The sequence below is a fragment of the Candidatus Limnocylindria bacterium genome (assembly GCA_036523395.1).
Lineage (GTDB): Bacteria > Chloroflexota > Limnocylindria > P2-11E > P2-11E > CF-39.
In genome coordinates this window covers 1-13217 of sequence record DATDEH010000088.1, presented here as the reverse complement: position 1 = coordinate 13217, position 13217 = coordinate 1, and the positions used below count along the sequence as shown (strand labels likewise).

General features: G+C 68.5%; 13 protein-coding genes. All 13 read left to right on the top strand.

The annotated features are described in order from the left end of the window. The first annotated feature begins 201 nt into the window (after positions 1 to 201). A complete protein-coding gene (locus tag VI056_11700; protein HEY6203690.1) occupies positions 202 to 687 on the top strand; it encodes a hypothetical protein in 486 nt (161 codons plus the stop codon). Between the two features lie 24 nt (positions 688 to 711). Continuing rightward, a complete protein-coding gene (locus VI056_11695; GenBank protein HEY6203689.1) occupies positions 712 to 2148 on the top strand; it encodes a M20/M25/M40 family metallo-hydrolase in 1437 nt (478 codons plus the stop codon). 101 nt (positions 2149 to 2249) lie between these two features. Further along, positions 2250 to 2642 (top strand): metalloregulator ArsR/SmtB family transcription factor, encoded by a 393-nt coding sequence (locus VI056_11690; protein HEY6203688.1) that lies wholly within the window; start codon positions 2250 to 2252, stop codon positions 2640 to 2642. Positions 2643 to 2667: 25 nt separating this feature from the next. After that, on the top strand, positions 2668 to 4473 hold the full coding sequence (locus VI056_11685) for a proton-conducting transporter membrane subunit (GenBank protein ID HEY6203687.1): 1806 nt from the start codon (positions 2668 to 2670) through the stop codon (positions 4471 to 4473). Then, positions 4470 to 5417: an NADH-quinone oxidoreductase subunit H gene (locus tag VI056_11680; GenBank protein HEY6203686.1), complete on the top strand. Its 948-nt coding sequence runs from the start codon at positions 4470 to 4472 to the stop codon at positions 5415 to 5417. The genes VI056_11685 and VI056_11680 overlap by 4 nt, the downstream gene beginning before the upstream one ends. After that, the gene (locus VI056_11675; protein HEY6203685.1) at positions 5414 to 6067 is read left to right on the top strand and encodes an NADH-quinone oxidoreductase subunit K; all 654 of its coding nucleotides are present in this window, start codon (positions 5414 to 5416) and stop codon (positions 6065 to 6067) included. Before VI056_11680 ends, VI056_11675 begins: the two co-directional genes overlap by 4 nt. Next, positions 6064 to 7533, top strand: a complete 1470-nt coding sequence (locus VI056_11670; protein HEY6203684.1) for a proton-conducting transporter membrane subunit — start codon at positions 6064 to 6066, stop codon at positions 7531 to 7533. Before VI056_11675 ends, VI056_11670 begins: the two co-directional genes overlap by 4 nt. Further along, entirely contained in the window at positions 7530 to 9041 is a 1512-nt protein-coding gene (locus VI056_11665) for an NADH-quinone oxidoreductase subunit C (GenBank protein HEY6203683.1), read from the top strand. The genes VI056_11670 and VI056_11665 overlap by 4 nt, the downstream gene beginning before the upstream one ends. Positions 9042 to 9048: 7 nt before the next feature. Then, positions 9049 to 9807, top strand: a complete 759-nt coding sequence (gene nuoB / locus VI056_11660) for an NADH-quinone oxidoreductase subunit NuoB (GenBank protein ID HEY6203682.1) — start codon at positions 9049 to 9051, stop codon at positions 9805 to 9807. Positions 9808 to 9827: 20 nt separating this feature from the next. Further along, entirely contained in the window at positions 9828 to 10613 is a 786-nt protein-coding gene (locus tag VI056_11655; GenBank protein HEY6203681.1) for an alpha/beta fold hydrolase, read from the top strand. After that, positions 10614 to 10964 carry a nitroreductase/quinone reductase family protein gene (locus tag VI056_11650; GenBank protein ID HEY6203680.1) on the top strand — a complete coding sequence of 117 codons (351 nt, stop codon included), beginning with the start codon at positions 10614 to 10616 and terminating at the stop codon, positions 10962 to 10964. It abuts the gene before it with no gap. 23 nt (positions 10965 to 10987) lie between these two features. Next, positions 10988 to 12322 (top strand): nodulation protein NfeD, encoded by a 1335-nt coding sequence (locus VI056_11645; GenBank protein HEY6203679.1) that lies wholly within the window; start codon positions 10988 to 10990, stop codon positions 12320 to 12322. Beyond that, on the top strand, positions 12322 to 13217 hold an 896-nt coding region (locus VI056_11640), incomplete at its 3' end, for an SPFH domain-containing protein (GenBank protein ID HEY6203678.1). The genes VI056_11645 and VI056_11640, both read left to right, overlap by 1 nt.

The window sequence follows — 13217 nt, the reverse complement described above, 5'->3', positions numbered from 1 at the left end:
GTGGTGGCTGCGCTTCACTTACGCCGGCGTCGTGTCCGGCATCAACATCGACCGCAACGACGGCGCGTACACGACGCCGCACTGGGCGGGTCAGTTCGTGCTCCTCGTCGACGACGCCGATTCCGAATGGCCCTCAGACCGCGAGGGCCGGGTGAAGTGGCACTAGCTCAGCAGGCAGCCGCGCGGCCGGTCATTCGAGGATTGGCACTCGTCGTTGTCATGGCATTCGTCGCTGCGATCTTCTTCATCGACGGATCCGCCGCGCGCTCCGACTACCCGTTCTTGGCGACCGGCCCAGCGCGCGCGCCGGACGTCGTGTACTCGCCGACGTACATGCCGGCGGAAAGCCATCCGCTTGGGATGAGGATCACGAAGAAGACCCAGGACGGAGTCGTCGACCTCGAGATATGGGACCAACTCGCGTCGGGTGAGGAGCTGCGCATATGGGAGAGCACGCGCTACGACGCGAGCGTTCTAGAAGCTGTGGGTCCGTATGACGTGGGGCCACGAGTCGCAGGCGTGCTCACCAGATGGGTAAGCGGACGGACGCAGGACGGACGTGCGAATCTGCTCTACGCGCGAATCGGGACAACGCTCGTCGTCATCGTTGGCGCTCTCTCGAACGAGGAGCTGCTGCGCATCGCGGACTCACTGCAACGAACCTCGTCATCGGCGCTCATGTTGTAGGGTCTGACTGTGGGGGCGACGCGCTTGGCTCCGACCATGCTCGCCGGTGAGCTCGCCTCGATCCGGTCTGAGATCGAGAAGCGGCACGACGAGAGCATCCAGCGTTTCCAGCACTGGGTGAAGAACCCGTCGATCGCGGCCGAGGATCGCGGGATGGACGAGGGCTGCGAGCTGATGATGCGCATGGCTCGCGAGGCGGGATTCCAGACCGCGAAGCGCATCGATACCGATGGCCACCCCGGCGTGTTCGCGACGCTCGACGCCGGCGCACCGCGCACGTTCGGCCTCTACTTCATGTACGACGTGAAGCAGGCGGACCCGACCGAGTGGTCGTCTCCGCCGTTCGATGCGGCCATCGTCGACAAGCCGGGCTTCGGCAGGGTCCTCATGGGTCGCGGCGCGGTGAACCAGAAGGGCCCCGAGGCCGCGCTCCTCGCGGCGCTCCACGCGATCAAAGGCGCGGGCAAGAAGATGCCGGTGAACATCGTCCTCGTCGCGGAGGGCGAGGAGGAGATCGGGTCACCGCACTTCCGCCAGGTCGTGAATCATCCGGACGTGGCCGCCGCGCTCAAGAAGACCGTTGGCGTCGTGATGCCCGGTGCGGGCCAGGACCCCGACGGCAACGTGAGCGTTCTGCTCGGCGCAAAGGGGGTCATCGAGGTCGAGCTCATCGCGAGCGGCGAGAGCTGGGGCCGCGGTCCGGGGATCGACGTGCACTCTTCGAACCGCGCACGGCTCGATAGCCCCGCGTTCCACCTCGTCCAGGCTCTCGCGACGCTTGTGAACGACGACGGCGACCCCGCGATCGACGGCTTCGGCAAAGAAGCGCGTCCGGCGACGGCGGAACAGAAGAAGATGCTCGACGCGTCTGCGCAGCGCCTCAGCGAAGAGACCGCGAAGAAGCTGCTCGCCGCCAAGCGCTGGGCGCATGACAAGTCGTGGCGCGATTCGCTCGAGATGTTCCTCTTCACGCCGACTGTCAACATCGAGGGCCTGGTCGCGGGATACACCGGCCAGGGGGGCAAGACGATCCAGCCGCACCGCGCGGTCGCGAAGCTCGACCTGCGCCTCGTGCCGGACATGACCTACGACACCGCGCTTCGTCAGCTCAAGGAGCACCTCGCGAAGCACGGCTTCGGCGATATCGAGGTGAAGCCGAGCGGTGGGTACGACCCCACGGAAACGCCGTTCGAAGCACCGCTCATCCAGGCGCAGATCGCCGTCCTGCGACGCGCGGGCATCGAGCCCGCCGTCATGCCACGTATCGCGGGGAGCTATCCCGGCTATGTCTTCACCGGCGAGCCGCTCCGCCTCGCCGCGGGACACTTCGGCCTCGGCCATGGGAGCGGCGCGCACGCGCCGAACGAGTACTTCGTCATCGAGCCGTCGAATCCGAAGGTCGCCGACTGGGACGGCGCGGTCGCCTCGCACGTGGCGTATCTCTTCGCGCTCGCGAACTGAGGCATCTCCATTTCCGAGTATGCCCATGCCCCTTTTGTTCCCGTTTTGATGGATTCTGAAACTCGCGAAGACGGCAACGTCGCTATGCTGGCGCCGAATTCATGGCTCAGCCGATGCACCGGTTCAAGTCAGAGCTCTTCAAGACTCTCGGTCACCCGCTGCGTATCCAGATCGTCGAGCTCCTGCGTGACGGTGAGGTCAGTGTCCGTGACCTCCTTCGGGAGCTCGACGTGGAGCCGTCGAGAGCCTCACAGCAGCTCGGTGTCCTCCGGACCGGCGGGATCGTCGAGAGCCGCCGTGCCGATGGCACCGTGTACTACTGGCTGCGCGATCCACTCGTCTCCGAGCTGCTGGACGTGGGCCGCCGCGTGTTCGGCAAACAGGTGCTCGAGCTCCAAGACGTGCTCTCCGCGCAGAAACGAGCGGAGGGTCACGGGCGGACCGGGGCAACGAGCCGTCTGACGCGGGGCCGGCGCGCCGCGGCGAAGCGCTGACGGTCGTCGGCTCCGCAGCGTGAGCATGGACGGCCCTCTTCCGGGTCTCGTGCTCACGTGGCAGCTCGACGGCCTGAGCCTGCTCTTCGGACTGGTCGTCCTGTCGATCAGCGTGATGACTGCCGTGTACGCGATCGGGCACGCGCGACACCACGGCGGATTCCCGGGCAGCGGCCTGCTCTACCTGCTCTTCATCCTCGCGATGCTCGCGGTCGTCGTCGCGGGCGACGGTTTCACCTTCCTCCTCGCGTGGGAGACCATGTCGCTCGCGTCGTTCGCGTTGGTCCTGACCGACCATCGCCGCGTGGCGGTGCGCCAGGCCGCATGGTCCTACCTCGTGATGACCCACACCGCGACCGCCTTCATCCTCGCCGCGTTCCTGCTGCTCGCGCGCACCAGCGGGTCGCTCGTCTTCGCCGACTGGACGGTGCGCGCGCCGGCCCTCGATCCCGTCGTCGCATCGGTCGTCTTCTTGCTGGGCCTGGTGGGCTTCGGGACCAAGGCCGGGATGATCCCGTTGCACGTCTGGCTACCACGCGCGCACCCGGTCGCGCCCTCGCATGTTTCCGCGCTGATGTCGGGCGTGATGATCAAGCTCGGCATCTACGGACTCGTGCGTCTGTCGTTCGAATGGCTCGTTCCTGGGCCGGCGTGGTGGGGCGCGCTGATCCTCGCGCTGGGGGCGACGTCGGCGGTGCTCGGCGTGCTGTACGCGCTGATGGAGCACGACCTGAAGCGTTTACTCGCATACCACAGCGTTGAGAACATCGGCATCATCCTCATGGGTCTTGGCGCCGCGGTCGTGGCGCGCTCGCTCGGTGCGCAGGTCGCGATGGCGCTTGCTCTCGTCGCTGCGCTGTTCCATGTCGTGAACCACGCGACGTTCAAGGCGCTCCTCTTTATGGGCGCCGGCACCATCGACGCCGCCGTCGGCACTCGCGATCTTGAGCGCTGCGGCGGCCTGCTCCGCCGCATGCCGATCACGGGCCTTTGTTTCCTGATCGGCAGCGCCGCGATCTCCGCGCTTCCTCCGCTCAACGGCTTCGCGAGCGAGTGGCTGACCTTCCAGTCGCTGCTCACCCTCGGGCGCGTCGCGATCGAGCCGCAGACGGCGCTGCTCCCGCTGCTCGCGGGGGGCGCGCTGGCGCTCACCGGTGCGCTTGCGGTCGCATGCTTCGTGAAGGCCTTTGGCATCACGTTCCTCGCGCTTCCGCGCAGTCCGCGCGCCGCCGCGGCCCGCGAGACAGGTCGGCTCGAGCTCGCCGCGATGGGAGCGCTCGCGGTCGCCTGCATCGCGCTCGGCTTGGGCGCGGCGCCGGTCGCGTCGTTCATCGGCCAGCTCGTGCCGCTCGCTGCCGCGCCGCTCGCAGGTCCCGCGCTCGGCCCCATCAGCGTCGGGTCCGGCCGCCTGGTCGTGCCGGGCATCGCGCTTGCGCTGCTCGCGATCGCTGTCCTGGTCACGCTGGTCCCGAGGCTGCTCGGTCCGGTGCGTTCGCGCATCGCGGAGACCTGGGCCTGCGGGATCACGCTCCAACCGATCCACGAATACACGGCGACCGCGTTCGCCAAACCGATCCGGCTCATGTTCCGCGACATCGTCCGGCCGGTGCGCGACGTCGGGATCGTGCACCGGGCGGGCACAAGATTCGTGGCGAGCGTCCACTACAGCTCGCACATCGCGCCGGTGTTCGAGCGCTACGTGTACCTCGCTGTCAAGGACCGGCTCGTCGCTGCCGCGCATGTCGTGCGCCGCGCGCAGAACGGCTCGCTCCAGCTGTATCTGGCCTACGTCTTCGCTGCGGTGCTCACCGCGTTGCTGCTCGCGCGATGAACGAGATGCTGGCATCGGTCGGACTATCGCTCCTGCAGCTCGGGTTCCTCCTTGCGCTCGCGCCCGGACTCGACGGGCTGATCAAGCGAATGAAGGCCGTGCTGCAGGGCCGGAGGGGACCGCCGTTGCTGCAGCCGTACTTCGACGTGGTCAAGCTGCTCCGCAAGGACGCGGTCGTGTCCGAGCAGGCCACGGCCGTCTTCCGGTGGGCGCCAATCGTCTACGCCGCGTGCTTCGCGACTGCCGCGCTCTTGGTGCCCGTGCTCTGGTCGAGGGCGCCGCTCGCGGGCTGGGGCGATGCGATCGCCCTCGTCGGACTGTTCGCGCTGGCACGGTTCGCCCTCGCGCTCGCCGGCCTCGACACCGGGAGCTCGTTCGGCGGCATGGGCTCGAGCCGCGAGGTAGCCGTCGCGGCGCTCGCGGAGCCGGCGCTGCTGCTGGTGCTATTCGCGGTCGCGTGGCGGAGCGGCGGCACGGACCTGGGCGGCGCGAGCGCGTATCTCGTCTCTCACGCGGTGGCGGTGGTCGCGCCGAGCCAGCTGCTCGCCCTCGCCGCGCTCGTCATCGTCGTGATCGCCGAGACCGGCCGGGTGCCAGCGGACAATCCGGACACGCACCTCGAGCTCACGATGATCCATGAGGGGATGCTCCTCGAGTACTCCGGGCGTCCGCTCGGGATCCTGGTGTGGGCGAGCCACCTCAAGCAGATCGTCCTCTTCTCGCTCCTCGTGGCGTTGTTCTTCCCGTTCGGCGTGGCGGCCGTTCCCTCGGGGATCCCGAGGGCCGTCGGCGCGTTCCTCCTGAAGCTCGTCGTCCTTGCGTTCGTGATGTCAGCGGTCGAGTCGAGCAGCGCCAAGCTGCGCATCCTTCGCCTACCGGAGCTGCTGGGCGCGGCGTCGGCGCTCGCGATGCTCGCGCTGATCGCAGAGGTGGTCATCCGATGATCGGCGCCGCTGCGGTCGTGGATGGCTTCGCCCTGACCTTGCTGGCCGTCGCCCTCTTCAGCGTCACGATGCGCGGTCTCGTCTCCGGGGTGTGGCTTCTGGTCGTCCAATCACTGCTGCTCGCGCTCGTTGCGGCGACGATCGGTGTCTCATCGGGCGCGACGCACATGTGGGCCGCAGCGATCCTCACGCTCGCGGTGCGGGCTTTCGCGATCCCAGCGGTGCTCTTCCGAGTGCTCGCGGCGGTCGCGCTGAAGCGGGAGACCAGGCCGCTGCTCTCGACCCGCCACGCGCTGATCGTCGCGGTCGGGCTCGCGCTGATCGCGTACCTCGCGGCTGGCCGCCTCGAGCTGACCGGCGCGTTCCCGGCCCGACAGGCGCTGCCGGTCTCGCTCGCGCTCATCTTCATCGGTCTTTTGTTGATGGCAACGCGTCGCAAGGCGATTTCCCAGCTCATCGGCCTGATCACGATCGAGAACGGGATCTTCCTCACCGGTCTCATCGCCACGCTCGGACTTCCGCTGTTCGTGGAGATCGGGATCTTCTTCGACCTCCTCGTGGCCGTGGGCGTCACGGCCGTTCTGACGCTGCGCATCAACGAGCAGTTCGACACGATGAATACCGACGAGCTCCGGCGGCTGCGCGGATGAGCCTGGCCCCGCTGCTCGTAGCGGTCCCGCTCGTCGCCGCGCTGGTCTGCGCCATCAGGGGGACGCGCGCCGCCGCCGTGAGCGCGCTCGCGGCGGTGACAACGCTCGTCGTGGGCCTTGTCGTCGCGTTCTCCTCCTTCGCAGGCCCAGCGGAGCACGCGCTGGCCGGCCTCATATACGTCGACGCGCTCTCGGGGCTCATCGTGCTGATCATCGCGCTCGTCGCCGCCATCGCGTCGCTGTACGCGGTCGCGTACGTGCGGAACGCAGTTGCGGCGCAGGAGATCGCGCCGACAGAGGTGCGCTGGTTCTACGTTTGGATCCAGCTGTCGATCGCGGCGATGTTCGCGGTTCCGCTGATGAACAACCTCGGGCTCATGTGGGTGGCCATCGAGACAACGACGCTGACGACCGCGCTCCTCGTCGCGTTCTTCCGGCGTGGCCACTCACTGGAGGCGGCTTGGAAGTACCTCATGCTGGGAGCGGTCGGGCTTGGTTTCGCACTGTTCGGCCTGATCCTCACGTACTACGCGGCGAGCCACGCGCTCGGCGAGGCAGCGGCCGCGCTGGACTGGGACGAGCTGCGCGCGAACGCGGCCGCACTCGACCCCGCGCTGATGCGCGTGGCATTCGCTCTCGTGCTCGTCGGTTTCGGAACGAAGGCCGGCCTGGCACCGATGCACACGTGGCTACCCGACGCGCATGGTGAGGCTCCGACGCCGGTGAGCGTCCTGCTGTCGGGCGCGCTTCTCAACTGCGCGATCTATGGGGTTCTGCGTTTCCATCTCCTGACAGCGGGAACCATTGGCGCGGGCTTCTCCTCCGACCTTCTTCTCGGCCTTGGGGCGATCTCGATCGTGGTGGCCGTTCCGTTCGTGCTCGTCCAGCACGACCTCAAGCGCCTGCTGGCGTATTCATCGGTCGAGCACATGGGCATCGTCGCGCTCGCCGTCGGGATCGGCGGACCGCTCGGTCTGTTCGCGGCGGCCTTCCACATGTTCAACCACTCGCTCGCGAAGACCACCTTGTTCGTCGCCGCGGGCGCGCTCGGCCAGCGCTATGGGACCCTGCGCCTCACTCGGATGCGCGGCGCGTTCGAGGTCGCGCCGCTTCCCGCGCTCGGGCTCGTCATCGGCACGCTCGCGATCACTGGCGCTCCGCCGTTCGCGCCATTCGCGAGCGAGTTCGGCATCGCGCAGGCGGGCTTCGCCGGCCGACCCGCCGCGCTCGCGGCTGCGGTCCTATTGATCGCGGGAAGCGTTCTCGTGTTCGGCGGAATGCTGTTCCACGTCCTGAACGTCGTTCTGCGCGCGGCGCCGAGGCGCCTTCACGTAGCCGCGTTCCCGTTCGCCGCGGCGTTCGTCGGCGCGCCGCTGATCGCCCTCTTGGTCCTCGGCATCTGGCTTCCGCCTCCGCTCCGCGACGCGTTCACGGCGGTCGCGGGTGTGCTGCGGGTGGCGCCGTGATCGAGACGCAGAACGTCGCGGCGGATGCGCTGCCGGAGACGTGCGCGGCGCTCGTTCGCGACCGTCACGCGCGGCTCGTCGTCATGACCGGCACGGACGAGCGCGAGCGCGGCCGCGGTTACGGCCTGTACTACGTCTTCGCGCTCCCCTCAGGGGATCTGGTGTCCATCGAGGCACAGGTCGATCCAGCGCGTCCTGAGTTCCCGGCCGTGACGCGCGTCGTCCCCGCGGCGCACTGGTACGAGCGCGAGGTGAAGGACCTCCTCGGCGTGGAGCCGCGCGGGCATCCCGATCCGCGGCGGCTCGTCCTGCACGACGATTGGCCGCACGGACTGCATCCGCTACGGAAGGATTTCGACGGACGCCGCGGTGTCGGCCGAGATCCGCACCCCCACGAGCCGCTGACGGGCGTGCGCGGCGACGGTGTGATGGAGGTGCCGGTCGGTCCGATCCACGCGGGCATCATCGAGCCGGGCCACTTCCGTTTCGGCGGCGTGGGAGAGCTTGTGTTCCAGCTCGAGGCGCGCCTCTTCTACACGCACCGCGGCATCGAGAAGGCGGCAGAAGGCGCCGGTGTCGAGCGCGTGCTCTTCCTTGCGGAGCGGGTCTGCGGCGCCTGCTCGCTCTCGAATGCGGTCGCGTACTCGCAGGCGATCGAAAACCTCACCGAACGCCATCCCGGGCTCCGCGCCCGGATCATCCGCAGCGTCCTGCTGGAGCTCGAACGCCTGTACAACCACGTCGGCGACGTCGCGAACCTCTGCGCGGGTGCCGCGCTGCAGCTCGGCGTCTACCAGGGCGGCGTGCTGAAGGAGCGACTGCAGGAGCTGAACGCCGCGGTCGCCGGACACCGGTATCTCTTCAGCGTGGCCTGCCCCGGCGGCGTGCGCCGCGATCTCGACGCTGCCGCGCAGGAGCGCATTCGACGCGAGAGCGTAGCTATCGAAAGCGAGTTCCGCGGTTACGTCGATGCGCTTCTCGAGACGGAGTCATTCATGGAGCGTCTCGTCGGCACCGGAGTGCTGGACCATGATCTCGCGGACGAGCTCGGTGCGGTCGGCGTCGCCGCCCGATCGAGCGGTGTGGCGCGCGACGTCCGCGCGAGCCAGCCGTACGCGGCGCTGCGGCCGGGCATGGTCAGTCCGGTGGTAAGGACAGAGGGCGACGTGCGCGCCCGGATGCTCGTGCGCGTAGAGGAGACGTTCGCGTCGTTCGGTCTCATCCGCGAGCTGCTACACGAGCTCGCCGAGGTCCCGCCGGCGGATCTCGTGACTCCGATCGGGCCGCTACCCTCGGACCGCTGGGCTATGGGAATGGTCGAATCCCCGCGCGGGGAGAACGTGCACTGGGTCATGACCGGAGCGAGCGGCGAGATCGCGCGCTATCGCGTGCGCTCCGCCTCGTACAACTGGGCCCTGGTGCCGTTCGCGGTCGCGGGCAACCTGCTGCCCGACTTCCCGCTCATCAACAAGAGCTTCGAGCTCTGCTACGCGTGCCTGGACCGCTGAGCCGCTGATGCTGTCGCTCCTTCGCCGCCGACTGCGTCTCGCGACGGTCACGTCGCGGTGGCCCGACGTGCCGGCACCATTGATCGACCGGGCGCAGCCGGTGTTCGACCCCGCGCGCTGCGATCTGAACGGTGCGTGCGCGCGGGTGTGCCCGGTCGGCGCGATCGTCGTCGACACGCGTTTCGCGCTTGACCGCGCAAGATGCATCTCGTGCAGCCGGTGCATCGAGGTCTGCCCTACCGGAGCGCTCGCGCAGGGCCTTACCTTCGCGGTCCCAGAGCGGACGCGGAGTGATCTCGTCGAGCCGCGCGCCGCTGTCGCCACAAAGGGGGAGGAGCTCGCGTCTCGCGCGCGCCACGTGCTGGGCCGCTCGCTGCAGGTGCGACATCTGGACGCCGGCTCGTGCAACGGCTGCGACTGGGAGATCAACGCGACGACCAACGCGGTGCACGACATCCAGCGTTTCGGCATCGACTTCGTCGCGTCGCCCCGGCACGCGGACGTGCTGTTGGTGACGGGAACCGTCACGCGTAACCTCGAGATCGCCGCGCGACGGACCTACGACGCGATGTCCGCGCCGCGCCTCGTTGTCGCGGTCGGCGCATGCGCGGCCAGCGGCTCGCCCTATCCGACCGGGTACGCCTCGGGCGAGGGCGCCGCGAGCATCTTGCCAGTGGACGTGTTCATTCCTGGCTGTCCGCCGCGCCCCGAAGCGATCATCGAGGGCCTGCTGCTCGCGGTGGGGCGGATCGTTCGCGCCCGCTGACGTGCGGTAGCGTCATTCGCGTGGGTGCGCAGCGGGGGGACCGTCCGCCGCTCCTCCTCTTCCACGGATGGAATGGATCGAGCCACAACCTGAGCGCCTGGCTCCCCGCTCTCGCGCCGCACTTCAGCGTGCTCGTGCCCGATCTCCCCGGATGTGCAGGCGTCGCGCCGCTCGCCACGCGACATACCGCGCGCGCCTACGCGCAGTGGGCGCTGGATCTGATCGCAGCGCGCGGCTTCGAACACGTGGCCGTAGGCGGCCTGTGTTCGGGCACCGCGATCGCGCTCGCCTTCGCTGATCTCGCGCCTGACCGCGTGACGGCGCTGTTGCTCCACACGCCGTTCTTGCGGCCGGCCCTGATCCGGCCGCTCATCCGCGCGCAGCTCGCGCTGCTCGTCTCACCGATGGGCGTGCTGTGGGGTCCCGTGCGGCGGAGCACGACGCTGTCGATGCTGCATCGCAGGCTCTTCGCGGAAGGCGCGCAGGTCGACCCGGAGCATCTCGCGCACGATCAGGCGGACCTCCTGGCGGCCGACGCGCGTGCAGGCCGAGAGCTCGCGCGAGATCTGCTCACGGACGACCGCACCGGCGCGCTCCGGAGTTGGAAAGGTCCGCTCGCCGCGGTCCTCGCCGATCAAGATGCGTTCGTCGACACGCCGCAGACGGTCGCCGCGCTCACGAAGGCGGCGCCTCAGACGGTCATCGAGCGCATTCCGGGCGGTCACGGGTGGACGCCTGCGTACCGCGAGCACCAGCACGCCGCGCTTTCGCGCCTCGCGTCGCTGCTTCGCGCGGCCATCGCCTAGGTGGAAGCCGCCGCCGAGCTCCGCGCAGCGGAGGAGATCGTGCTGATCACACGCGGCCGGAAGACCGGTCGTCCGCACGAGGCGACCGTGTGGTGCGCCTACGAGAACGGAGGGATCTGGCTGCGGACCGATCGCGACAGCGATTGGTATCGGAACCTCGCCCGCGACCCGCGTTGCCGGATCCGCGTCGGTACGTTCGAGCTTGGCGCGGTGAGGGAGCCGATCGCCGACGAGGCCGCCGCGCTCCGCCACGTCGTCGATCTGTTCCGCGCCAAGTACGGCGCGGAATGGGTCGGGGACTGGTACGTCGAGCGCGGACGGATGCCGGTGCGGCTGCGGCTGGCGCGCTGACGGCCCGGGTCTATCCTCGATCCATGCGCATCGCGCTACGGCTGGCATCGATCGTCGCGATGGCGCTCGGCGTATCCAGCTTCGCCCTCGCCGCCGACGACGCCCATACCGTGCTGGTCGGGCACATCGAAGGCGTCATCAACCCGATCACCGCCCGTTACGTCGACCGGATGATCGACGAGGGCGAGGAGCGAAAGGTCGCCGCGGTCGTCTTCGTCATCGATACGCCGGGCGGTCTCATCGACTCCACCTACAAGATCACCGGGCGGATGCTGAACGCCGGCGTCCCGATCCTCACCTACGTCGCGCCCTCGGGTGCGCACGCCGCTTCGGCGGGCACGTTCATCACTCTCGCGGGCAACGTCGCGGCGATGGCGCCTTCGACGAACATCGGCGCCGCCCATCCGGTCGATTCGTCGGGCGGCGACATCCAAGGTGACCTGCGGCTGAAGGCCGAGAACGACGCGGTCGCGCAGATCACAAATATCGCTCGCGCGCGCGGGCACAACGCCCAGTGGGCCGAGGACGCGGTGCGCAAGAGCGTGAGCATCGGCGCGGACGAGGCCGTTAGCCTCAAGGTCGTCGACTACATCGCCGCCGACGTGCGTGACCTGGTCGACCGCGCCGATGGCCGACAGGTCTCGACGAGCCGCGGGACCGTCACGCTCGCGACGAAGGGAGCGGTCCTCGAGGAGAGCGGCCCGAACCCGTTCGAGGCACTGCTGCACCTGATCGTCGATCCGCAGATCGCGGTGCTCCTGTTCACGATCGGGACGTACGGCATCATCTTCGAGCTCAGCAATCCGAGCCTCATCTTCCCCGGCATCATCGGCGTGATCGCCATCATCCTCGCGCTCTTCGCGTTCGGCACCCTTGATGCGAGCGCGGCGGGGATCGCTCTTCTGATCTTCTCGATCGTGCTCTTCGTGGCCGAGATCAAGATCGCCAGCCACTTCCTGCTCACCGCGGGCGGTCTCGTCTCGCTCATCGTGGGGACGATCATCCTGTTCCCGCCGCTGCGGCCGACCTTCCCGGGCCTGCGCGCTGACGTCGATCCTGTCGTCATCGCCACGGTCGCGCTCGTGTCGGGCGGATTCTTCTTCTTCGTCGCGCGATTCGCGCTCGCGACGCGCCAACTCGCTTGGGCCGGCGGCTCGCCCATCCTCGTGGGTGCGACTGGCGTCGCGAAGAGCGACATAGGTCCGAACGGGGTCGCATACGTCGGAGGCGAGGAGTGGTCCGCGCGTAGTGAGAGCGGCGCGATCCTGAAGGGAAGCGGAGTCCGTGTGAAACGCAAGGAAGGCCTGAGCCTTATCGTCGAGCCGAGTGATTCGTCACCGGGGAGGGGAGCGTCCTGATGGATATCGGTCTCGCGATCACGATCTTCGCTGCAGTCATCGTGATCCTCATCCTGCGCACGATCATCCACATCGTGCCGCAGTACCAACGCCTCGTGGTCCTGGCGCTCGGGAGGTATCAGAAGATGGCCGGCCCGGGCCTGGTGCTGTTGCTCCCGCCGCCGATCCAGGTCGGCATCAACGTCGACCTACGTGAGTTCGTGGTCGAGATCCCGCAGCAGACCTGCATCACCAAGGACAACGCGCCTATCTCGATCGACTTCCTGATCTACCAGAAGGTGATGGAGGAACAGGCCGCCGATTCCGTCCTCAAGATCCAGAACTTCAGGACCGCCGTGACGGGCATCGCGACGACGACGCTCCGCGCCGTGATCGGCGACATCCTCCTCGACGACGTGCTCGCCAAGCGCGAGCAGATCAATGAGGTGCTGCGGACGAAGCTCGACGAGGTGACCCAACGGTGGGGCGTGAAGGTCACGACGGTCGAGATCCGCGAGCTGACTCCGCCGCGCGACGTGCAGGAGGCCATGAACCGCCAACTCACCGCCGAGCGGACCCGGCGCGCATCGGTGACCGAGGCCGAGGGCAAGCGCGCCTCCGCGATCCTCGTGGCCGAGGGCGACAAGCAGTCGAACATCCTCCAGGCCGAGGGACAGAGGCAATCACAGATCCTGCGGGCCGAGGGCTTTGCCCTCGCGCTGGACAAGATCAACGAGATGGCGAATCACGCCGACCCGCGGACGATCACGCTCCAGTATCTCGAGGCGCTCAAGGCGCTCGGAGCGTCGCCCTCGACGAAGTGGATCATCCCGACCGAGTTCGCTGCCCTCGCCGCGCCGCTCGCGGCATTCGCGCGCGGCGGCGGCGAAGACGGCGAGAAGAAGGCACCGCGCTA